This window comes from Caldichromatium japonicum (assembly GCF_011290485.1).
Lineage (GTDB): Bacteria > Pseudomonadota > Gammaproteobacteria > Chromatiales > Chromatiaceae > Thermochromatium > Thermochromatium japonicum.
The window spans coordinates 515,270-534,720 of sequence record NZ_CP048029.1 but is presented as its reverse complement, the minus strand read 5'-3'; the positions used below and the strand labels follow the sequence as shown (position 1 = coordinate 534,720).

The following is a 19,451-nucleotide window of genomic DNA, read 5'->3' as shown; positions in this document are numbered from 1 at the left end:
CCCGAGACAGGAGGACCCGAAGATGTTGGTCCGCTTCGAGACGCCCGCCTATGCTACTATCGTCATGTTCGGCGAGGTGGCCGTGGCCTTGCTCAAGCGTATGGGTCATAGCGGCACGGTACCAGGGGCCTTGCTCGCCGAGGACATCCCAGAGGCGCTCGCCAGGCTCAAGGCGGCGGTGGCCGAACACCCCGATGTCCCTCTGGACCCCTCCCCCAGGTCGCAGCGGGCCGATGAGCGCGAGTCAGTGAGCCTCGCTCACCGCGCACTGCCCTTGATCGAGCTCCTCGAGGCCGCCGCCCGCGCCGGCAAACACGTCATCTGGGAACAGGCCTAGGGATCCGCGCGCCGGTGATGACCGCCTCCAACATCTTGAGGCATCGGCCCATCCGGGGGGAGCGGGGGGTGCGTGTATCGAGGGAGGAGATCTAGGCCATGCCTAAGCTGCCCAAAGGTGCAAACGCCCCGCTGACCAGCTCGGGCAGCACGCGCCTTGAGGTCTATTGGGACCAGACCAAGGGCTCAGCCGAGGTCCTCTGTCTGGCGGTGGATGAGCGGGGCCGCGTCCCAAGCGATGACTGGTTCATCTTCTATAACCAGCCACAGTCGCCTGAGGGTTTGATCCGGTTGCAGTTCAATGACCCCGGACGGGTCGAGTTTCGCCTGCAACTCGACGTCCTCCCCACGAGTATCCACCGCTGCGTCTGTGCCGCGGCCTTGGAACAGGGGCGATTCCGTGATCTTGTAGGCCTGCGCCTGATCGCGACCCCTACCTTCGGCGAGCCCCTGGTCTTTGAGCTCACCGAGGCCGAGGACGAACAGGCGCTCATCCTCGCCGAATGTTATCGCCACGGGCCAGGCTGGAAGCTGCGCGCCGTCGGTCAGGGCTATCGCGGGGGGCTGCGGGCGTTGGCCGAGCATTTCGGTGTGGCGGTGATCGATGAGACCCCTGCCCCTGCCCCTGCCCCGCTCCCCCCCTCCCCGCCGCCGGCCGAACAGCCCTCCCCTAGCCCTGTACCCCCGCCCCCGCCTATCCCCGATCGGCAGCCTGCGGGTCGGCGCCGTCGGACCTGGATGGTTTGGGCATTCGTCTCCATCGTCCTGATCGGCGGTGCGCTCGGCGCCGCAGGTCTCTGGGCGCCCCAGTGGTTTACGGGGCTTGGCAGATTCGTCGATGAGCTGAGCGCGCGCCTGCATCCCCAGCTGCTCATCGCACCCGCCTATCCGCCGGCGGCCAGCGATACCGGCCTCCCGGCCCGTCCTGAGCCTGCGGGCATGCGCTCGGGCACCTTCTCGATGCAAACGGCGGCCTGCACCTGGACCGATGAGGAGATGTTTAAACGCTATCACGCCCTGGGCGAGAACTATGTCCGCATCCTGCAACGGGTCGAGAGCAGCAATAAACAGCTCTTGAAATGGCGCAAGGAGCTGCGTCAGCTGAGCGATGCCCCATGTCCTGCGTCCTTCATTGAAGGCAACCGTCAAGAGCTCGAGCAGCTCAAGCAACTGCCGGTCAGCGAATGGCTGGACGAATCGCTCAAGCTCAATGTCTGCGCCGGTCTGATGATCAAGCGCGTCGACAAGGAACTCAACCAAGAGACCAGACCCCTGATCAGCCAGCGGCTGGTGCGCGAGGCGGATAGGGCGCGCAATCTTGAATCGGACCTTACCGACATTGCCCGCGACCTCGCCTACCTGCGCAATAAGACCGAGCGTCTGATCGGTGGTCTGCAAGAGAACCTGGATGCCTGCGGGCGCTGAATGTTTATGAGGAGGACGATCATCATGTCATGTCATCACCGCGCCTTGCCCCTGCTTCTGAGTGTCTGGCTGTTGGGCGCACTCCACAGCGCCGGACCTGCATACACCCAAGAGACACAATACAGCGCGCGCAACCCCAATCGGGCCACTCCGACCCAGATCCTCGAAAGCGAGATGGCCAACATCCGCGCCTCTAGCGCCCAGCTCAATGCGCGCATCCAGACGGCGATGGAACAGCTCGAGGAGGTCGCCCGCCTGACCTCGGAACAGGATAAACAGACCCAGGTCGATCAACTCTTCTTTACCCTGCGCGACGAGGTCTATAGCGTGCTCAACAAGCTCGACCTCAACAGCGACTTTGCCGATGCCCTCAACCGCGCCAAGGAGGGTACCACCGTCTTGAAGAGCTGGTATGAGCGCCAGCCACCCGATTATCCCAATCGCGAACAGAGCATCGCCCAGCTCGAGCGCGCCATCCAGGAATACGAGCTCATCGAAGAGCGGCTCAACCAAAGCCGCGCCCTGGCCCAGGAAAAACTCTCGGCCCTGATGCGCCAGCACCGCGTGATCTTGCAAGAGATGAAGATCGGCAAGGTGCTCGATGCACTGGCGGCGGCGCGCTCGGTAGTCGAGGGGCTCAACGCCATCACCCAAGCAATGGCCGTGGTCGAGCAGAAGACCCAGCAGACACTCAAGACCGCAGTCCCCATCGCCCAGTAGCGGCTCGATCAATGCATATACCCGGTCCTGCCCGACTCGCTCTGTCCGAAGACCAGAGGGACAAGGCGCGGCAGTGCGCCCTAAGCTGCAAACTGCCCTTTAAACACTGCATACCCGTCTGGAGATATCACCATGAAGACCCTGTCTGCCCTGATCCTCAGCCTTGGACTGCTCTTGAGCGGCCTGCCCACCCAGGCCCAAGACGCCCAATCCGATATGGCGAGGTTATTTGAAAACGTCAATGCCATCGCCCAAGAGCTGCAACAAAGCCTTGAGGGGCTCGAGGCCAGCATCCAGGAGAGCCACAACTCGATCGAGAAGGGGTCCGAGGTCCTCGACGGCATGCTCGAATCGGTCAGGAAAGTCCACGAGAACATCGCCGAAGACAGCCAGATCTGGAAGGATCTGGAGTCCTTGCTTGCGCTCTGGGAACAGCGGCGTCAGGAGAGCCTGAAGAAATCCGAATCCAACCCCGCCTTTGTCCCGATCGCCCAGGCCTGGCAGACTCGGCTCGAGACCGGGCGCAAGCTGCGCAGCCAGATCAGCACCCAGCGCGCCAACTCGCTGGCACTCTTGCGCACGATCGAGGCCGATCGCGAGATCGTGCTCGCCTACTATGAGCTCGGTCAGGCAGACAAGGCGATTGAAGGACTCAAACAGGTCAGCGAGAAGCTGGCGAACCTCAACGAGAACATGCAGGCGATCGTTAAGACCGCATCCGAGGCCCGCCAGGTCCCGATCGCCCCATGAGATCCGCCTTTTACATCTTGCTGCTCATCCCCTTCCTGGGTTCTGCACCGTTGGTCGTCGCAGCCCAGGAGGGACCGCCGCCCGTCGCCGACCCCGCGGGGCTCACCGAGCGGCTGCATGATCTCCAGGAACTGCTGGGCAAGCTCGAGTCCTTGGAGTCGCAGCTCATCGCCCAGGGACAAGAGGCCCAGGCGCATGCCGAGGCCGCAGCCGACTATGAGGCCCGCAGACGCTATGAGCGTCTCGCCACCGAGACGGGGGCGCGTCTCGCCGAGCTGCGCGCGACCCGCCGCGCACTCGCCGACCAGATCCAACATCTCGAGGAGACCTTGAAGACCTTTCGCCAGGATTGATGGAAAACGAGACCGGCGGGGCAACTTGCCTACAACTCCCTCATAGAGATTTGGCACAAAGATCACGAAATCGTTGCAACCGCGCGACCGGATTATTGAACATTCCTCAATTGCTGAAGACCATGTCGCCCACACCCTCACTGCCACGTCCAAGCAAGCTCGACACTGGCACGCCCGCCGAGCTCGTCCGCCCGCTGGTCGTGGCCCTGCTGTTGAGCCTTGCGCTCTATCCAACCCTGGTCCATCTCATCGCTTTGCAGACGCTGCCCGAGTGGGTGGGGCGCTATTGGGCCAACGGCTATTGCCGCTTCATGCTTGCGCTGTTCGGCTGGGTGTTGATCTATGCGGCGCTGCAATGGATCGGGATCGATGTCGAGCGCGGCGCCCTGGTGCAAGGGGCGAAAGGAGCAAGCCGCATAGACGGCTGGCTGGCCTTTTTGTCTGGGCGGGAGGGGGATCAGGCAGAGGAGGCGTTCCTTATGTCCCTCCCCCACCAGCGTCTCAGGTACCCCAATGCCGAGTCGGGAACATCGCTGCAGGAGATAGAGCAACTCTTGGGGATGCTGGGTCAGCGCCAGCAGCAGGCGCTTGCGCCGCTTGCATTTGCCATCTGGGTCCTGCCCATGCTGGGATTCATCGGGACGGTGATCGGCATCAGCCAGGCGATCGGCGGCCTGTCCCAGGGCGCTGAGGGCATGGCGGCGGGCGGTGCGGGGCTAAAGAGCGTGCTCGGGGGTCTGGCCTTCGCCTTCGATACCACACTCGTGGGTCTGGTATGCGTGATCCCCTTGGCCTTGATCCAGACGGTGTTGCGCCTACGCGCCGAGACGCTGGGCCTGCTGCGCTATCGCTGGCTCCTCGAACGACTCGCCCAGGACGACCGGCATGCGCACGCGGAACCCTGAGTCACCGGCCCCGGCGCTGAATCTCCTGCCTTTTCTCGACCTGGTGTTGTCCTTCATCGGGATACTCCTGGTGATCTATGCCTTGCAGATCCCAGATCCGCCGCAGAGCGGGCGCCCTCTAGCGGTCGATCTGCTGGCGATCTGCCAGCGCGACGGCGAGGTCTGGCTCTATTCAGGGCCTGACGCCGCACCCAGGGTCTATCCCGAGACCGAGCTGGGAGGGCTGTTCGAGGCGGTCTCCATCCATGCCGCCGGCACCCGCAACCTGGTCTTTGCCTTCAGCCACGACTGTCTCGCAACCCGCAGCGCCTTCGAGGAGGCCTTCGGGCGTTTCACCCAGCGGCTCCAGCCTGCTGCCCCTGGCCGCGCGGTGATGCGTTTGAGCCTACGCCCGCTCGCCGCCGACCCCGAGGCGGTGGCGCGTCTCTTAGAGGCCTGGCGCGGTCATGGAGACTGAGGACGATACCCCAACCGCGCTGCTTGATGTCGCGACCAATCTGCTCGCGATCCTGCTCATCGTCGCCCTCTTCGCCCTGATCGGCCAGCCGCAGCAGCAACAGGGGGCCAGCCAGTTCCCCGCAGACCCCGTCTCGCCCCTGCGTTTCATCGAACCCCAGCGCGAGCTCTTCGCACCCTTCTCCAGGTTCTATCTGGTGATCGCCGGGCGGATCGTTCCCTGGGACCAAGAGGCGGTGGTCGCAGCGCTTGCTCAGGACCCAGAGCAACCGGCAGGCGCCACCCATCAGGGCCGGTTTACCTGGATCGCCGAGCCCTTGGTGACCCGCGACCTGGACACCTTTCAGTTGCGTTTTTTGCCCGATCCCCAGGCCATCGCGGCGCAAGCCCCGGCATGGCGGCCCGAGGACACCGATGTTTTGCTTGGCGAGCTCAAACGCGCTGCCGGCGAGCGGGTCTATCCGGTCTTCATCGTCTATCCGGACGGGATGGACCTGTTCGCTGGGCTCTATGACCGACTGCAACAGGCAGGGCCGCGCTTTCGCTGGTTCGCCCAGGCTGCGGACGAGCCCATCCTGATCGGGCGCATGCCGGCGCAGTTCACCCACTATGGTATCTATTGGTAACGCGAAGGCCCGATCGGCCTGTCTCGGCGCCCTGGCCTTGGCGCCGGTCTTGTTCGCGGTCTTGCTTGGGCTGGTGCATCGAACTGAAGGCGTCCCAAACGCGCTGGGCAATGATCCGGCGCGGGGCAGCAGGGACGCGGCCCAGCTTGCGCAAGCAATTGCTACCTGGGAGGCGCTGTGGTCTGAGATCGAGGCGCACGGAAGCCGGGCCCTGCGCCCGGCCCAAAGCGAGCCCGGCCAGCGTCCGGCAGGGGATACGGTCTTTATGCGCTATCGCAACCTCTGGGGGGCGATCGATCCCCAGGTCCGGATTGCCTTTCAGCTCGCCGCCGCCAGCAGCGATCCCGAGCGCAAGCTCGCCCTCATCGCCCCCTTTGCCCAACACGCAGAGCCCTTGATCCGGCTGCGGGCTTACCTCGAGCAGGCGCGCATCGCCCGCAGGCAGGGGGATCTGGCAGGGGCCGAGCGAGCGGCGCAGGCAACCTTGGCGGTGGCAGGGGTCCCCGAACGCCTTAAGGCCGATGCCTGGCTGATCCTCGCCGACTGCGCCTGGCAGCGGGGACAGGGCGATACGTCCGAGTCGGCGCTCGATCGGGCGATCGCTGCCGACCCGGGGTTTTGGGATGCGCGCCGGTTGCGGCTCGAGCTCCTCGCCCGGCGGTTGGAGGGCGAGACCCAACATAGCGCCGCCTGTCTGGAGCGCACCCGCCGGCTGATCGAAGACCTGGGGGCGCTGCCGACGCTCGCCGAGGACCAGACCCAGTTTCGCGATCTCGCTGACCGCCTGGCCCGTACCGGCCCGCCAAAGACCCTCGCCCTGGTCCTGGCCGTGGGGCTCGGCTACCGCTGGGCGGGGGATAATACCCGCGCCCAGGCGACCCTGGCGCTCGGCGAGCAGGTGTCAGGGCGGCTCCCCGCGCGCTGCGAGGCCCTGATCCGCAGCCGGATCGACCGCCTGCTCGCCCAAGATGGTGCACCTTGAGGGTGCGCATCTATAACTCTATGTCGATAGTCCTCGGCTTAGGCTCGGACCAGTGGTTACCTCTTGATCATCAATATACGGAGACCGCGGATGCAGACTCAGAGATCACATCGCCGCATACTCCTGCCCTGGGTGATCGGACTGATCGCCCTGATCCTCGCCCAGGGACCCATGGCTCAGCCAGCATGACCACAAGCAGCCCATCCCCAACACCGGCTTCACCCACCAGCCGATGCAGCCAGTGCCTGGATAGCCCCTTCGGTGCCCGTTTCATCGATGCCATGATCCCGCATCATCAAGATGCTCTCGCGATGGCCAGACAGGCCCTGGCCGAGGCCCAACAGCCTGAGATCCGGCAATTGGCTGAGTCTATCCTGAGCGCTCAGCAGGCGGAGATCGAGCGGATGCAGATCTGGCGCACTCGTTGGATCCAATGATCGGAAAGGGTGGCTTGGTGGGCACTTGACCTTGCCCATGGCGACTGGGGAGGTAATCGACAAGTATGCATACCCAAAACCCATCCCTCCCGGCATCCAGATGGCGCTAGCCATCCTGCTTGCTGCCTGGATTTCGGTCAGCGTCCTCGCCTGCCGCTGGCCTAAGCGTTTCCATTGGCTAGGATTCGGTCTATTGCCCTTGACCCTGCTATATACCCATCCCTGGCGCTCGCTGATCTGGGTATGGCAAGAGGACGAGCCTTTGCATATCGCCGGCATCGATTCGGCCTATCCCAGCCTCTGGGCCCTGGTCCTCATCCCGATCCTAAGACGCGATCTGTCGTTTTCGGCCCTGCGCGCAAGCCTGCTAAGTGGGTTGGTGGCCGCGGCTGCATTTGGATTGGCGGTGGATGCCCTACCCTGGGTCCTAGTGGGACTAAAGGGTCTGGTGGCCGAGAGGGTCCTCGAGGGATTGATCCATGCCGCCCTGTTTGCGGCCGGATGGGGCCTGCGGCTTTATCTAAACCGCCCGCCCGCCGCTTTTCCTTGGGAGTATCCGGCCTGGTATCTGGGGCTGATGACAATCGCTCAGGAGACGTTCCCCAGCGCTTGAGCCAAAACGAACCGCGCCCTGTCCGAGTCTTTAACGGAGAGCGTGCTAGACATCTGCCTGAGCGTTCCAGACTGCAGCCATCCCGTCATTCTGGCGAAGGCCGGACTCCGGAGCGATCCAATCCCTTGGATACCTGTGCCTGTCTGAGCGCTCTGCCCAGGCAGAGCCCGCCCCTGGGCGGGTTTGAGCGCCCAGCAAAAGACGACTGCACCCTAGCCGAGCTGGGCGATATGCGCCAACGCCTGCTCGATGCGGCGCAGGGTCGCCGCCTTGCCAACCAGCCTGAGGGTCTCCTCGATCCCCGGCGAGGCCGCGCGTCCGACGATGGCCACCCGCAAGGGCTGGGCAACCTTGCCGAAACCCACACCCAGCTCCTCGGCCACCCGCTCGACGGTATATTTCAACTGCTCTGAGGTCCAGTCATCGAAGGCCATGAGTTCGAACCTCTCGTGCAGCTTCTCGAGCGGCAGGCGCGCCTCGCGGGTCAGGTGTTTCTTGGCTGAGGCCTCGTCATAGGTCTCGAAGTCGCGGTAACAGAAGGCGCTAAGTTCAGCCAGATCAACCAGGGTCTTGGCGCGCGGCGCCATGGCCTTGACGACCTCGATCAGGTCAGGACCAGTTGTCGGATCGATCCCCAGATGCCCGAGATGCGGACTCACAAGCCTGGTGATGCGCGCTGGATCGGCATGCTGGAGATATTGCTGATTGAGCCAGCTGAGCTTGCTCGAATTGAAGATCGAGGGTGCCTTGTTGACATCTTTGATGTCGAAATATTCGATCATCTCATCCAGGCTAAAGAGCTCGCGGTCACCATAAGACCAACCGAGTCGCACCAGATAATTGAGCAGGGCCTCTGGCAGATAGCCCATGTCGCGATAGGCGATGACGCTGACCGCCCCATGCCGCTTGGAGAGCCGTGTCCCGTCCTCGCCCAGGATCATGGGGACATGGGCATAGCCTGGCGGCTCATGGCCCAAGGCACGCAGGATATTGATCTGGCGCGGGGTGTTATTGAGATGATCATCGCCACGGATGACATGGGTGATGCGCATATCGATGTCATCGACGACGACGCTCAGGTTATAGGTCGGGGCACCATCGCTGCGCCGGATGATCAGATCATCGAGTTCCTCATTGGCAAAAGGCACCCGCCCGCGGATCAGATCATCGACTACCACGACCCCATCGACCGGGTTTTTGAAGCGGATCACATGCGGCTGATCGGGGTCGACGCGGAGATTGCGGCAATGCCCGTCATAGCGTGGCTTTTGTTTACGCGCCATCTGATCGATGCGCAACTTTTCTAAACGCTCCTTGGGGCAATCGCAGCGATAGGCCAGCCCCTTGGCCAAAAGCTCATCGATCACCTGGTTGTAGCGGTCGAAGCGCTGGGTCTGAAAAAACGGCCCCTCATCATAGTCGAGCCCCAGCCAGGTCATCCCTTCAAGAATGGCATTGACCGATTCCGCGGTCGAGCGCTCGAGATCGGTATCCTCAATGCGCAGGATGAACTGGCCGCCATGCTTGCGGGCATAGAGATAGCAAAAGAGCGCAGTGCGGGCGCCGCCGATGTGGAGATAACCTGTGGGCGATGGGGCAAAACGGGTGCGGACGGTCATGATTGCGCGACGGATGGTCCAGATAAACAAGGATCTGTTATCTTAGCATTGCGCGGCGCGAGAGGCTGCGCTGAACCTTCTCTGGACCTGGCCGCCAGATGCGCCTGGGTCCCTTCAGCCTCCTGATAGCGATGAAGTTTGCAGAGATCGAACAGACGGAAGGCCATCTGGTCGAGGCCCACGGCCCTGGCTGGGTCCGCATCTCCGGGCAGCGCTATACCCAGGGCCTGATCCTGACCCCAGCCGAGATCGTATCACCCTGGGGTCCTGCCTGCGCCTCGGAGCTCGACCTGGAACATCTGTTGGATCTGACACGATTTGCGCCCGAGGTCATCCTGATCGGCACTGGCCAGACAACGGCCCTCCTCGATCCGCTGCTCCAGGCACCATTCATCCAGCAGCGCATTGGGGTCGAGTGGATGACGACCGCTGCCGCCTGCCGGACCTATAACATCCTGGTTGCCGAGGGGCGCCGCGTTGTCGCAGCCCTGATCATCGACTAAGCAAGCCCGCCTTCGGGCAGGGGCTGCTTGCGTCTATTCCGCTCATTCCAGCGCAAGCCGAAACGGCATCCCCCTACTTAAACAGCTGGACACCGCTGGGTGGCGGGGCGAGCAATCAATCAGCGGTCCCTTGAGCAGTCGGTTTGCATCTCCAGCGATGGTTTAACCCATCCCCAGCCCAGCAAAAAAAAGGCTGCTTACGGCAGCCTTGGGTTTGGTGGTTTGTGGGTCGGGATCAGGTGGCTGCGCGGTATTCAGCCGGCAGCCAGGCATTCAGGCGGGCGCGTTCCTCCTCGATATCGACGCTAAAGAGCCGATTGAGGACCTCGAGCGCCTCGGTTAGATCCTGACAGGGCCATTCATGGGTAACGGTGCGGCAATTCCAATCTTCGACATGGAAGCAATAATGACCGCCCTTGGCCGCCCCCTCGGCATCGAAGCGCAATTGATAGCCGGTAAAGGTCTCAGGATCCCACTTGTAACGGATCGGTTTGGGTTGTGCGTTAGAGTCAGACATGTCCTTAGGGATCGATATAAATGCCTTGCCAAAACGACGACATACAGATGTCGCCTCACCCTCGGCGTCCATCGCCGCCATGAAACGACGGTCGATGTATCACCACCGACTGTCTGATTTTGGCAGCATGTAACACCCTATGCCTTTATCCTAGTACAAAAATGCAACAAAAGGCAAGTTTTCCACTCGGCCATTGGGCGATGTGTGACCCTGATCACATTTAAATCCTTAGTATGACGAAGGAAGACGACTACTAAACGCAGACGAGAATATTGTCATTTTTTGCAACGCACAGGGCAATGCGTATTTTTTAAACAACAACATCTGTCCTCAGAGAGGTGGGGGATGATGCGCAGGCTCTCACACCGGTCTGTATTTGTCTGCAATCCTGTATCTGCCTGCAATCTACAGACGGATTCAGCGGTGTACGTCGACATCCTCCCCTGGTTTGTGCCAGGATGCGCGGTCCATTAGAGAGGAGGATTGAAGAGATGGCTTTTAAGCTGACCGCCCCAAGCCCAAGGGATCTTTGGGATCAATGCCTTCCATGAAGGTCTGGCGGCGGTCGAGATGGGTGATCTTATAGACCAGGCCCATCCAGTTGCCGATGACCCCCTCGGCGGTGTCGTGCCAGGTGTTATGGAGGCTGGGCGCGATCAGACGCTCAGGAAACTCAGGGGGAGATTGGCCAAGATCCAGGGCACGCAAGACGCGGTTGCGATATTCATCGAGGATCGCCCGCGCCTGTCGCCCAAAATAGTTCTCGGGGAGGGGCGGATAATCGGCACGCACGCCGCCGATAAAGCGGCTGACCTCGCGTTTATATTCCTTAAGGAGCGAGATGGTGTCGTACTCCGGATGCCCCTGGAAGAGTACCTGTCTGAAACCATCTGGGCTCACTGCCAGATGGACCCCTGCCTCTTCGCTCTCGACCAGCACCCGCAAACCCGCGCGCTCGAACTGTGCGCGGCTGATGTCGTTGAAACGCGAATGCGGGACATCGAAGCGGGTGTTGACATCCGCGACCAAAGGGTGGCTGCGATCGACCACATGATGGGCAAAGACCCCCCAGCATTTGGCTGGCAGCGGTTGACGGCGCTCGCCATAGCGAAACTGCATCACCGCATGGGTAGCCAGACAGGAGCACAGGGTCGAGCAGACGTGTTCATAGGCCCAATCGACTACCTCGATCAGCGGTTCCCAAAAAGATTCTTGCGAAAGATCGGGCCGGGTCACATTGGCGCCGGTGATGATCAGCGCATCCAGCCCCTCTGCCCGGATCTTGTCAAAGGGTTCGTAATAACGCTCGATATGCGCCTGGGCCTCCGGACCGCGCGGGAGTGCCTTGAGGGTAAAGGGATGGACATAGAATTGCGCGATTTGATTGCTCTCGCCGATCAGCCGGAAGAACTGGCGTTCGGTCGCCATCAATGCTGCATCCGGCATCATGTTGAGTAGCCCAATATGCAACTCGCGGATGTCCTGATGCTGGGCGAAATCCGGATCCAGGATCAACTGACCCTCGGCACGCAGGCGGGCAAAGGTCGGCAGATCATTATGGGCGACAATAGGCATGGGCTTAGACACTCTATTGACTGACGCGGGCAATCGCCGATTCGACGAGCGCTAGAAAATCCTGCTCATCTCGCACCTGGGCGACATCCTCCGAGGAAACGGTATAGCCATGGGGGCGGGCGATCGCCTCATAGCGGGGGAGGCGCGCATGAAACAGCCGGGGAAAGACCCAGCGCGTGAAGTCATCCGGATCGATCTGGGCGACATACTCAAGCCCTCGCAGGGCCAGATAATCGGCCACTGCCGTGTGTAAGAATTCGGGCCGGAAATACAGCGGCTTGGGGTCGGCTTGGGCGCGTTCAATCAGCTTGGCCTCATCGCTTTCGCTTACCCGGATATAGAGGATCAGGCTATGACGGGTGAGTAGATCAATGACACGCGGCTCATCCAACTCGCACAGGCTGCCGCCGACATCATTGACCAAATGGGCATAGTTATAGATGTCCTGGGCCTTGCGCACGAACTCGGGCAGATCCAGCATGGCCGCGATCTCGGCCTCGCGATATAGGGCCTGGCGACGGGAAAATTCATCGAATGGCAAACCGCCGAGCTCTGGATTGCCGAGCTTGCCGATGAAGCTCAATACCGGCCCCAGGTCATTGATCTTGATGATATTGCGGATCGAGATCCAATCGCGGCGCAATAAATCGCGTAGGAATGGATCGCGCATCGCATGCGATTTGATCAGATCGAGTATCTGCTCATCGAGATAGCGCGTCCCGATCCGATAATCGCCCGAATAATGGAACCAATCATGCCGGCGCAGCATAGCCGACAGATGAGTCTTGCCCACCCCCGACATTCCAAGTAAGGTGATGCATTTATTCTTCCAAGCGCGGAAGGCTTCAACCGTAAACTTCAAAGCAAGCTCCCCTTAACTAAAGATGACTCTTGAGTAAACAATCATCACTCCACGCTTAAAAATACTTGAGCCTTTAATCATGCCTGAAGAGAGATCAGACATACAAGATACCACACCATCAATGATTGGCTAAAAGGGAAAAACAGATGATAACACCCTGGGGCAAATGGCAAGACGAGCAGCGCTGGCTGCTGCTGACAGATCATTGTACCGATGTCGCCGTGGTCTTTCGGCTCCTCGTCGCTCAACCGATCATCCAAGCCCGGCTTGCGGCCAGTGCCGGTGATTGCCTGTTACCGGCCCACCTCGACCGCCTGGAAGCCTTCCCCGCACCCGCGGGGATCGACTTCAGTCCTTTCTGAATGGCCCGCATTGCACAGCTAGCATACCCTGCACGCCATTTAGCAGTTTATTTTATATGTTTCTCTCCAGGCCCCGATCGTATGATTCCATCCTGTCGATTCAAGCTAGCTAAGGGTGGGAAGTTCCCTGTTCGCCAACAGTGAGGCAACAGACTCAATCACTCGCAGTCCCTGACTCGAGATCCCGCTGAAGCGACTCAGGTATGTCAAGTGGAGGATGTCCATGATCAAAACCGTTTCGCTCCGTGACGCTTGGTCCGGTGAGGCCAATTGTTTGGACTGTGCGCTGCGGGTATCGGTGCTCTTTGCCGGTCTGCAAGAGTCCGATTTTGCGAGGATCCACGACCCCATCGATCAGTTCCGTATCAAACCAGGCGCACACCTATACCTTGCTGGGGATGCGGGTGAGTACCTGTTCACGGTGCGTTCCGGGATGCTCAAGCTGGTGCAATATCTGCCGGATGGCAACCAGCGCATCGTGCGCCTTGTGCGCGCGACTGATGTCTTGGGTCTAGAGACCTTGCTCGATGAGCGCTATCAACACGATGCCACCGCCCTACATCCCACCGAGGTCTGCCGCTTTCCGGCCCGCCTGGTGCGCGATCTGGGGCGAGACAATCCGGGTCTATACCAAGAGCTCATGGTGCGCTGGCAGCGCGCCCTGACCGAGGCGGATGCCTGGCTCACCGAGCTGTCAACGGGTTCGGCACGTCAGCGGGTGGCGCGCTTGCTCTTGCGCCTGGTGCGCGATCGCCAGACCAGCGAGTGTCCGCTGTTTAGCCGTGAAGACATGGGCGCCATGCTGGGTGTGACCACCGAGACCGCCAGTCGCACCATCGCCGAATTCAAGCGTCAGGGGCTCTTGGTCGAAAAATCGCCTAATTTCTTTTTGCTCGACATCCCCAACCTGCGGCGGATTGCTGAGGTGTGAGCAAGGGACTCATCACCGCCCTTGATCGATCGCAATGCCACCCCTTCTTCCAGGTCATACCCTTGGCTGCCGCCCGCAAACGCGGGTTTTAAAGATGGGCAGTCCTGCCCAATGCAGGAACTGTTCACTCCGCATTGCGAGGGCATACAGGTCGATCATGCAGGGGCGAGCGGCCGCCCTAAGGTCGGGGCAATACCATGAAACAATCCTTGGCATTCGCTGAATATCCCATCTATTGTCTGGAACTGGGGCGTGACGAAACACCCTTTGCCTCGGTGGAGGCGCTGTGCGGCTATTTTCGTGCATGCATCGAATCGCACCCGACAGCGGTCTTTATCGCCGAATTCGATCATTATGCCCATACCCAGTCATTGCCAGAGGGCCACATCGACCCCAGTATCCGCGCAGCACGCAACCTGGTGTTTTGTTTTGGTATCTCGCTGTCCAAGCCGGAGTTGTTGGCCTGCCGGCCCCGTTCGATCGGGATCGCCGAGACTGAGCGCGGCTTTTTCATCACCTTCATGGAAACCCCGATGCCAGTGGCCAATGCAGTGATGGAGGACTGGGCCTTGGGTCTTTACCAAAATCCTCAGCCTGTCTCGGGCCAAGAGACACACAATCTCTGAATGACCACCAGGCTGATTCATCCCCTGCGCCAGATCGCCCCAAAGCGGCCTGCGGCTTTCCCTATGACGTCTACAATCTGCAACCGATTCAGTGAGAGAAACCATGCGTATCGCTGTCACCAGTCAGAACCTGCGTACCATCACCGCCCACGCCGGCAAGACACGGCGCTTTCTGATTTTCGAGATCAATGCCCAGGGTGAACCCGTTGAGATCGAGCGCCTAGATCTGCCGGCGGGGATGTCGCTACATGACTATCATGGCGATGATCATCCGCTGTTTCAGCTCGGGTTGAATGCCCTCATTACTCAAAGCGCCGGCCAGGGGTTCCAAAACCGGCTCGCTCGTCATGGGATTACTGTATATGCCACGAGCGCGACCGATCCACGGCAGGCCGTTGTCGATCTCGCCGCCGGCCGCCCCCTGCCCGCAGCACCTGCGCATGATGAAGACTATCACCATGCTGTTGCCCCCCTCGCAGGGAGGTCTTTGGACCATGAGTACTAAGAGATCAAGCATTACCTTATGAACAATCTGGTTGAGGCCGGTGTATTAGCCATTCCTGAAATCGCTAATCCGGTTTAATCTTGCGCATGATCGCCGGTCTGGTTGACTGCCTTTGAGCAGGGCAGCGATCGCATCGAGTCACAACCTAGGTCACCACCCCAGGAGACTTGCGCATGCTTGACAGTACCATGGTCGAACTCTCGCGATGGCAGTTCGCCATCACCGCGATGTATCACTTCCTCTTTGTCCCCCTGACGCTGGGGCTGTCCTGGATCCTGGTGATTATGGAAAGCGTCTATGTCATGACTGGACGCGAGATCTACCGGGATATGACGAAGTTCTGGGGCAAATTGTTCGGGATCAACTTTGCCCTGGGCGTCACTACCGGTCTCACCATGGAGTTCCAGTTCGGGACCAACTGGGCCTATTACAGCCATTATGTGGGGGATATCTTCGGTGCACCCCTGGCCATCGAGGGGCTGATGGCCTTCTTCTTGGAATCGACCTTCATCGGGTTGTTTTTCCTCGGCTGGGAGCGCCTGACTAAGGTCCAGCATCTGGTCGTCACCTTTTTGACCGCCTTGGGCTCGAACCTCTCGGCACTTTGGATCCTGGTCGCCAATGGCTGGATGCAAAACCCGGTGGGGGCTGAGTTTAGCTATGAGACCATGCGTATGGAGATGACGAGCTTTGCCGAGCTGTTGTTCAATCCAGTCGCCCAAGTCAAGTTCGTGCACACGGTGGCCGCCGGCTATGTGACGGCCTCGATGTTTGTACTGGGAATCAGCAGCTGGTACATGCTCAAAGGCCGGGATCTAGCCTTTGCTAAACGTTCGTTCTCGGTGGCGGTCGGTTTTGGCTTGGCCTCGATCCTGTCGGTGATCCTGCTTGGCGATGAGTCAGGCTATGAGGTTGGCGATGTGCAGAAGGTGAAGTTGGCCGCGATCGAGGCCGAATGGCATACCCAGCCACCGCCAGCTGATTTTACGGTCTACGGCCGCCCAAACAACGAGGACCAAGAGACCCATGATGCCATCCGCATCCCCTGGCTATTGGGTCTGATCGCTACCCGCTCGTTTGACCAGGAGGTCAAGGGGCTAAAGGATCTGATGCGCGAGCATGAGGTGCGCATCCGCTCGGGGATGATCGCCTATGAATATCTCGAGCGCCTGCGCTCCGGCGAGGATACCCCCGAAAACCGTGCAGTCTTCGAGGATCACAAAAATGACCTGGGCTATGGTCTCCTGTTGAAGCGTTACACCGAAAACCCAGCGCAGGCGACCGGGGAGCAGATCCAGATGGCGGTCAAGGACTCGATCCCCGAGGTCGCACCCCTCTTTTGGACTTTCAGGATCATGGTCGGTGCAGGGATCTGGATGTTGATCCTCTTGGCTTTGGGTTTTTATTACAACGCCAAGCGGGTCATCGAGCAGAAACGTTGGCTGCTGCGCCTGTTCCTCTATAGCATCCCCGTGCCCTGGATCGCGGCTGAGACCGGGTGGTTTGTGGCCGAGTTCGGGCGCCAACCCTGGGCGATCGGCGAGGTCCTGCCAACGGCGATCGCGGCATCCAGCCTCACGGCCGATCATCTCATGATGAGTCTGGTGGGCTTCGTTTTCTTCTATACCTTCCTATTCCTCATCGAGATCTTCTTGATGTTCAAGTTCGCGCGCCTCGGTCCCAGCTCGCTGCACACGGGCCGCTATCATCATGAGCAGGGTTTACAAGGCTCAGGTGGCGTGGCACCGGCCACTGCGCCTCATAAACAGCTCGATTAAGGAGAGCAACCATGATCCTCGATTATGAGACGCTGAAGTTCATCTGGTGGGCCTTAGTGGGGGTGCTGTTCATCGGTTTCGCCATCACCGATGGGATGGACATGGGGGTCGGGGTGCTCCTGCCGTTTCTGGGCAAGACCGATGAAGAGCGGCGGGTCATCATCAACACCATCGGCCCTCATTGGGATGGCAACCAGGTCTGGCTGATCACGGCAGGCGGCGCGATCTTTGCTGCCTGGCCATTGGTCTATGCCGCTGCCTTTTCTGGCTTTTATTTCGCAATGCTGCTGGCGCTATTCGCGCTCTTCTTCCGCCCTGTCGGGTTCGATTACCGCAGCAAGATCGCCGACCCGCGCTGGCGCAATGCCTGGGATTGGGGCCTATTCGTCGGCGGGGCGGTACCGGCGCTGGTTTTTGGCATCGCCTTCGGTAACCTGCTCCAGGGGGTGCCCTTCCATCTCGATGCCCTGTTGCGCCCCTATTACAGCGGCAGCTTCTTCGGCCTGCTCAACCCCTTCGCCCTGCTCGCGGGTCTAGTGAGCCTAGGGATGCTGGTGACCCATGGGGCCATCTGGCTACAACTACGCACCGAAGAACCCATCGCCAGGCGCGCCCAGGTGGTCGCCAAACAGGCGGGTCTGGCGACCATCATCGCCTTTGCCTTGGCCGGGGTCTGGCTGAGCATCGGCGTCGATGGCTATAAGGTGGTCTCGATGCCACCCTTGGACGCTACCCCAAATCCGCTGACCAAGGAGGTCGTCCGCGAAGGCGGTGCCTGGCTGGCCAACTATGCCCAGCATCCCTGGACCCTGCTCTTCCCGCTCATGGGATTTGGCGGGATGGGGCTGGTGGTCCTGGCATCGATGTCCAACCGCCCAGGTTGGGGTCTTGCCGCAAGCAGCCTAGGGCTCACCGGGATCATCCTGACTGCGGGGGCGGCAATGTTTCCCTTCATCATGCCCTCGAGCACCAACCCCAACAGCAGCCTGATCGTTTGGGATGCGGTCTCCAGCCATCGGACCCTGACCGTCATGTTCTGGGCAGCGGTGATCTTCGTGCCCATCATCCTGGCCTATACCACCTGGACCTATGCCAAGATGTGGCGGCGGGTGACGGTCGAAGAGATCCGCGCTCAGGATCATCTCGCCTATTGAGGAGGGCGTCATGTGGTACTTTTCCTGGATCTTGGGCGTCCTGTTCGCTATCGCCTTTGGGATCATCAATGTGCTCTGGTACGAGTCCGATCAATGCCAGGGCACAGCGGATGACCCAATGGCCAAATAACCCGGCGGTGGGCAACCCAAAAGTGAAGCAACACGAACGCGGCCTTTAGGCCGCGTTTTTAATGCCCCGGCCTATTGCCCTTAGAGCTCGATGAACTCAGCGATCGACTTGAAGAAAAACTCCAGCCACTCATCGCGGCTGTTGAACTCCATGATCGCCGGTCTTTGGCTGTGAATGTCGCGCACACAGAGAAAGACCGGCGAGCCATCCTGTCTGAGTGCAACCTCGAAGGTCAGCGATCCATAGGGAACCGCCAGCCGCAGGCCGTGCGGCTTGGCCTGTGACCCGATCCAGGCAATCAATAGTCCGCTGACCCGGTCGTTGCGTTGGTCATAGTCATCTGGCCAGAGCTTTTTGAGCATATCGATCTTGACAAACTCGTTTTCCAGGTCATGAAAGGCCTGGATCAAGGGTGCCGCTAGCTCGGCGCAAGCAGCTTGACACTTGCGGATAGCACTGTCTTCCCCGTTTGCCGCATCGCCTTGAGTAATCTGACGCAATTTTTGCAGTGTCTGGTTCATGGCAATAGTCAGCGAATGGCAGCGGATTCGAGCTCAAACATCGGCTTGCTCTCGGGTCCGAACGCATGCAGTGCCGGATTAAGATAACGGACATCCAATGTGGGCTTGACCCGCAGCGACAATAAAGATGGATCGAGATATTTTTTCAACAAACGGCGCGCCTGGCCTAGGTTGCGCAGGCCGCGCAGGGCCTGGACCTGATCGAGCGCGGCCTGGGTCGGCGCAGTGCCGCCATAGCGACGATAATAGCGGATCACCGCCTCGGTATAGTTGAGCGTCTCGAGATAGGTGACCTGGCTGTTGGTACGGTCAACCACACTCTCACCGGCGTTATAAGCCATGATGGTCCGACCATAGTCGTCATTATATTTATGTAGCAGACGCTTCAGATGGCGGACACCGGTATTAAGATTGGTCCGCGGATCGAAGAGCTCGCGGATGCTAGTGACACCATAATCAGCAGCGGTCTCAGGCATGACCTGCATCAGACCGACCGCGCCCGCCGGTGAAACGGCACGCGGGTCATAGTTGGATTCAGCGGCCACCACGGCGCGAACCAAGGCCTCCTCGACCCCATGCCGGCGGGCGATCTCGGTGATCATGGCCTGAATCTCGGAACGGCTCAGCGGCGCCGGGAGGTCAGGGTGCACCTCCACCTGTCCATTGTCGGGGATCTCGGCCCAGGTTGCTCCTGACCACAGACAGAGGGCGGCGATACCAGCGATTGTTGTTTGTCTCATGGCGTTGGGATCTTGATCATCAGCA

The 19,451-nt window shown here is 60.4% G+C and carries 25 protein-coding genes; 19 read left to right on the top strand and 6 right to left on the bottom strand.

Features of this window, described 5'->3' with window-relative positions; genetic code table 11:
• The first annotated feature begins 22 nt into the window (after positions 1 to 22).
• From GWK36_RS02610 to GWK36_RS02560, 11 genes are all read left to right on the top strand, one after another.
• Positions 23 to 337, top strand: a complete 315-nt coding sequence (locus GWK36_RS02610; RefSeq protein ID WP_166269843.1) for a DUF1840 domain-containing protein — start codon at positions 23 to 25, stop codon at positions 335 to 337.
• Positions 338 to 435: 98 nt separating this feature from the next.
• Positions 436 to 1,761, top strand: a complete 1,326-nt coding sequence (locus GWK36_RS02605) for a TerD family protein (RefSeq protein WP_166269841.1) — start codon at positions 436 to 438, stop codon at positions 1,759 to 1,761.
• 24 nt (positions 1,762 to 1,785) lie between these two features.
• Entirely contained in the window at positions 1,786 to 2,481 is a 696-nt protein-coding gene (locus GWK36_RS02600) for a hypothetical protein (protein WP_166269839.1), read from the top strand.
• Positions 2,482 to 2,613: 132 nt separating this feature from the next.
• A complete protein-coding gene (locus GWK36_RS02595) occupies positions 2,614 to 3,231 on the top strand; it encodes a hypothetical protein (RefSeq protein ID WP_166269837.1) in 618 nt (205 codons plus the stop codon).
• Positions 3,228 to 3,584, top strand: a complete 357-nt coding sequence (locus tag GWK36_RS02590) for a hypothetical protein (protein WP_166269835.1) — start codon at positions 3,228 to 3,230, stop codon at positions 3,582 to 3,584. The genes GWK36_RS02595 and GWK36_RS02590 overlap by 4 nt, the downstream gene beginning before the upstream one ends.
• A 122-nt stretch (positions 3,585 to 3,706) precedes the next feature.
• Positions 3,707 to 4,489, top strand: coding sequence for a MotA/TolQ/ExbB proton channel family protein (locus GWK36_RS02585; RefSeq protein WP_166269833.1), 783 nt, complete (start codon positions 3,707 to 3,709; stop codon positions 4,487 to 4,489).
• Positions 4,470 to 4,946 carry a hypothetical protein gene (locus GWK36_RS02580; protein ID WP_166269831.1) on the top strand — a complete coding sequence of 159 codons (477 nt, stop codon included), beginning with the start codon at positions 4,470 to 4,472 and terminating at the stop codon, positions 4,944 to 4,946. The genes GWK36_RS02585 and GWK36_RS02580 overlap by 20 nt, the downstream gene beginning before the upstream one ends.
• The gene (locus GWK36_RS02575; protein ID WP_166269829.1) at positions 4,936 to 5,571 is read left to right on the top strand and encodes a hypothetical protein; all 636 of its coding nucleotides are present in this window, start codon (positions 4,936 to 4,938) and stop codon (positions 5,569 to 5,571) included. The genes GWK36_RS02580 and GWK36_RS02575 overlap by 11 nt, the downstream gene beginning before the upstream one ends.
• On the top strand, positions 5,555 to 6,553 hold the full coding sequence (locus GWK36_RS02570) for a tetratricopeptide repeat protein (protein WP_166269827.1): 999 nt from the start codon (positions 5,555 to 5,557) through the stop codon (positions 6,551 to 6,553). The genes GWK36_RS02575 and GWK36_RS02570 overlap by 17 nt, the downstream gene beginning before the upstream one ends.
• A gap of 185 nt (positions 6,554 to 6,738) precedes the next feature.
• Positions 6,739 to 6,990, top strand: coding sequence for a DUF305 domain-containing protein (locus GWK36_RS14745; protein WP_210756835.1), 252 nt, complete (start codon positions 6,739 to 6,741; stop codon positions 6,988 to 6,990).
• Between the two features lie 100 nt (positions 6,991 to 7,090).
• Positions 7,091 to 7,603, top strand: coding sequence for a hypothetical protein (locus GWK36_RS02560; RefSeq protein ID WP_166269823.1), 513 nt, complete (start codon positions 7,091 to 7,093; stop codon positions 7,601 to 7,603).
• A gap of 212 nt (positions 7,604 to 7,815) precedes the next feature.
• On the opposite strand, the gene gltX is transcribed toward GWK36_RS02560, so the two are convergent.
• A complete protein-coding gene (gltX, locus tag GWK36_RS02555) occupies positions 7,816 to 9,222 on the bottom strand; it encodes a glutamate--tRNA ligase (protein ID WP_166272380.1) in 1,407 nt (468 codons plus the stop codon).
• Between the two features lie 98 nt (positions 9,223 to 9,320).
• Here gltX and GWK36_RS02550 point away from each other — a divergent pair, with 98 nt between their 5' ends.
• Positions 9,321 to 9,725, top strand: coding sequence for an Mth938-like domain-containing protein (locus GWK36_RS02550; protein WP_246237629.1), 405 nt, complete (start codon positions 9,321 to 9,323; stop codon positions 9,723 to 9,725).
• Between the two features lie 235 nt (positions 9,726 to 9,960).
• Here the strand turns inward: GWK36_RS02550 and GWK36_RS02545 are convergent, their stop codons facing one another.
• The 3 genes from GWK36_RS02545 to GWK36_RS02535 form a co-directional block, all read right to left on the bottom strand.
• The gene (locus tag GWK36_RS02545) at positions 9,961 to 10,242 is read right to left on the bottom strand and encodes a hypothetical protein (RefSeq protein ID WP_166269821.1); all 282 of its coding nucleotides are present in this window, start codon (positions 10,240 to 10,242) and stop codon (positions 9,961 to 9,963) included.
• Between the two features lie 498 nt (positions 10,243 to 10,740).
• Positions 10,741 to 11,817 carry a homoserine O-succinyltransferase MetA gene (gene metA, locus GWK36_RS02540; protein ID WP_166269819.1) on the bottom strand — a complete coding sequence of 359 codons (1,077 nt, stop codon included), beginning with the start codon at positions 11,815 to 11,817 and terminating at the stop codon, positions 10,741 to 10,743.
• Positions 11,818 to 11,830: 13 nt separating this feature from the next.
• Complete coding sequence (locus tag GWK36_RS02535; RefSeq protein WP_166269817.1) at positions 11,831 to 12,679, bottom strand: ATPase; 849 nt, start codon at positions 12,677 to 12,679, stop codon at positions 11,831 to 11,833.
• A gap of 146 nt (positions 12,680 to 12,825) precedes the next feature.
• Between GWK36_RS02535 and GWK36_RS02530 the strand changes: the two genes are divergently transcribed.
• From GWK36_RS02530 to cydX, 7 genes are all read left to right on the top strand, one after another.
• Positions 12,826 to 13,041 carry an HD domain-containing protein gene (locus GWK36_RS02530; RefSeq protein WP_166269815.1) on the top strand — a complete coding sequence of 72 codons (216 nt, stop codon included), beginning with the start codon at positions 12,826 to 12,828 and terminating at the stop codon, positions 13,039 to 13,041.
• 223 nt (positions 13,042 to 13,264) lie between these two features.
• The gene (locus GWK36_RS02525; protein WP_166269813.1) at positions 13,265 to 13,972 is read left to right on the top strand and encodes a Crp/Fnr family transcriptional regulator; all 708 of its coding nucleotides are present in this window, start codon (positions 13,265 to 13,267) and stop codon (positions 13,970 to 13,972) included.
• 197 nt (positions 13,973 to 14,169) lie between these two features.
• On the top strand, positions 14,170 to 14,598 hold the full coding sequence (locus GWK36_RS02520) for a DUF6858 family protein (protein WP_166269811.1): 429 nt from the start codon (positions 14,170 to 14,172) through the stop codon (positions 14,596 to 14,598).
• A 103-nt stretch (positions 14,599 to 14,701) separates the two neighbouring features.
• Complete coding sequence (locus tag GWK36_RS02515; RefSeq protein ID WP_166269809.1) at positions 14,702 to 15,103, top strand: NifB/NifX family molybdenum-iron cluster-binding protein; 402 nt, start codon at positions 14,702 to 14,704, stop codon at positions 15,101 to 15,103.
• A gap of 173 nt (positions 15,104 to 15,276) precedes the next feature.
• Positions 15,277 to 16,881 (top strand): cytochrome ubiquinol oxidase subunit I, encoded by a 1,605-nt coding sequence (locus GWK36_RS02510; RefSeq protein ID WP_166269807.1) that lies wholly within the window; start codon positions 15,277 to 15,279, stop codon positions 16,879 to 16,881.
• Between the two features lie 11 nt (positions 16,882 to 16,892).
• Positions 16,893 to 18,035, top strand: coding sequence for a cytochrome d ubiquinol oxidase subunit II (gene cydB, locus GWK36_RS02505; protein ID WP_166269805.1), 1,143 nt, complete (start codon positions 16,893 to 16,895; stop codon positions 18,033 to 18,035).
• 10 nt (positions 18,036 to 18,045) lie between these two features.
• Positions 18,046 to 18,165: a cytochrome bd-I oxidase subunit CydX gene (gene cydX, locus GWK36_RS02500; RefSeq protein ID WP_166269803.1), complete on the top strand. Its 120-nt coding sequence runs from the start codon at positions 18,046 to 18,048 to the stop codon at positions 18,163 to 18,165.
• 80 nt (positions 18,166 to 18,245) lie between these two features.
• On the opposite strand, the gene GWK36_RS02495 is transcribed toward cydX, so the two are convergent.
• On the bottom strand, positions 18,246 to 18,686 hold the full coding sequence (locus GWK36_RS02495; RefSeq protein WP_166269801.1) for a hypothetical protein: 441 nt from the start codon (positions 18,684 to 18,686) through the stop codon (positions 18,246 to 18,248).
• An 8-nt stretch (positions 18,687 to 18,694) separates the two neighbouring features.
• On the bottom strand, positions 18,695 to 19,426 hold the full coding sequence (locus GWK36_RS02490; protein ID WP_166269799.1) for a lytic transglycosylase domain-containing protein: 732 nt from the start codon (positions 19,424 to 19,426) through the stop codon (positions 18,695 to 18,697).
• Between the last annotated feature and the right edge of the window lie 25 nt (positions 19,427 to 19,451).

What these genes read in the sequence shown, in the direction of transcription:
- GWK36_RS02610 (WP_166269843.1), top strand. Translation starts at nt 23, where the DNA reads ATGTTGGTCCGCTTCGAGACGCCCGCCTATGCTACTATCGTCATGTTC.
- GWK36_RS02605 (WP_166269841.1), top strand. Translation starts at nt 436, where the DNA reads ATGCCTAAGCTGCCCAAAGGTGCAAACGCCCCGCTGACCAGCTCGGGC.
- GWK36_RS02600 (WP_166269839.1), top strand. Translation starts at nt 1,786, where the DNA reads ATGTCATGTCATCACCGCGCCTTGCCCCTGCTTCTGAGTGTCTGGCTG.
- GWK36_RS02595 (WP_166269837.1), top strand. Translation starts at nt 2,614, where the DNA reads ATGAAGACCCTGTCTGCCCTGATCCTCAGCCTTGGACTGCTCTTGAGC.
- GWK36_RS02590 (WP_166269835.1), top strand. Translation starts at nt 3,228, where the DNA reads ATGAGATCCGCCTTTTACATCTTGCTGCTCATCCCCTTCCTGGGTTCT.
- GWK36_RS02585 (WP_166269833.1), top strand. Translation starts at nt 3,707, where the DNA reads ATGTCGCCCACACCCTCACTGCCACGTCCAAGCAAGCTCGACACTGGC.
- GWK36_RS02580 (WP_166269831.1), top strand. Translation starts at nt 4,470, where the DNA reads ATGCGCACGCGGAACCCTGAGTCACCGGCCCCGGCGCTGAATCTCCTG.
- GWK36_RS02575 (WP_166269829.1), top strand. Translation starts at nt 4,936, where the DNA reads ATGGAGACTGAGGACGATACCCCAACCGCGCTGCTTGATGTCGCGACC.
- GWK36_RS02570 (WP_166269827.1), top strand. Translation starts at nt 5,555, where the DNA reads ATGGTATCTATTGGTAACGCGAAGGCCCGATCGGCCTGTCTCGGCGCC.
- GWK36_RS14745 (WP_210756835.1), top strand. Translation starts at nt 6,739, where the DNA reads ATGACCACAAGCAGCCCATCCCCAACACCGGCTTCACCCACCAGCCGA.
- GWK36_RS02560 (WP_166269823.1), top strand. Translation starts at nt 7,091, where the DNA reads ATGGCGCTAGCCATCCTGCTTGCTGCCTGGATTTCGGTCAGCGTCCTC.
- gltX (WP_166272380.1), bottom strand. Translation starts at nt 9,222, where the DNA reads ATGACCGTCCGCACCCGTTTTGCCCCATCGCCCACAGGTTATCTCCAC.
- GWK36_RS02550 (WP_246237629.1), top strand. Translation starts at nt 9,321, where the DNA reads ATGCGCCTGGGTCCCTTCAGCCTCCTGATAGCGATGAAGTTTGCAGAG.
- GWK36_RS02545 (WP_166269821.1), bottom strand. Translation starts at nt 10,242, where the DNA reads ATGTCTGACTCTAACGCACAACCCAAACCGATCCGTTACAAGTGGGAT.
- metA (WP_166269819.1), bottom strand. Translation starts at nt 11,817, where the DNA reads ATGCCTATTGTCGCCCATAATGATCTGCCGACCTTTGCCCGCCTGCGT.
- GWK36_RS02530 (WP_166269815.1), top strand. Translation starts at nt 12,826, where the DNA reads ATGATAACACCCTGGGGCAAATGGCAAGACGAGCAGCGCTGGCTGCTG.
- GWK36_RS02525 (WP_166269813.1), top strand. Translation starts at nt 13,265, where the DNA reads ATGATCAAAACCGTTTCGCTCCGTGACGCTTGGTCCGGTGAGGCCAAT.
- GWK36_RS02520 (WP_166269811.1), top strand. Translation starts at nt 14,170, where the DNA reads ATGAAACAATCCTTGGCATTCGCTGAATATCCCATCTATTGTCTGGAA.
- GWK36_RS02515 (WP_166269809.1), top strand. Translation starts at nt 14,702, where the DNA reads ATGCGTATCGCTGTCACCAGTCAGAACCTGCGTACCATCACCGCCCAC.
- GWK36_RS02510 (WP_166269807.1), top strand. Translation starts at nt 15,277, where the DNA reads ATGCTTGACAGTACCATGGTCGAACTCTCGCGATGGCAGTTCGCCATC.
- cydB (WP_166269805.1), top strand. Translation starts at nt 16,893, where the DNA reads ATGATCCTCGATTATGAGACGCTGAAGTTCATCTGGTGGGCCTTAGTG.
- cydX (WP_166269803.1), top strand. Translation starts at nt 18,046, where the DNA reads ATGTGGTACTTTTCCTGGATCTTGGGCGTCCTGTTCGCTATCGCCTTT.
- GWK36_RS02495 (WP_166269801.1), bottom strand. Translation starts at nt 18,686, where the DNA reads ATGAACCAGACACTGCAAAAATTGCGTCAGATTACTCAAGGCGATGCG.
- GWK36_RS02490 (WP_166269799.1), bottom strand. Translation starts at nt 19,426, where the DNA reads ATGAGACAAACAACAATCGCTGGTATCGCCGCCCTCTGTCTGTGGTCA.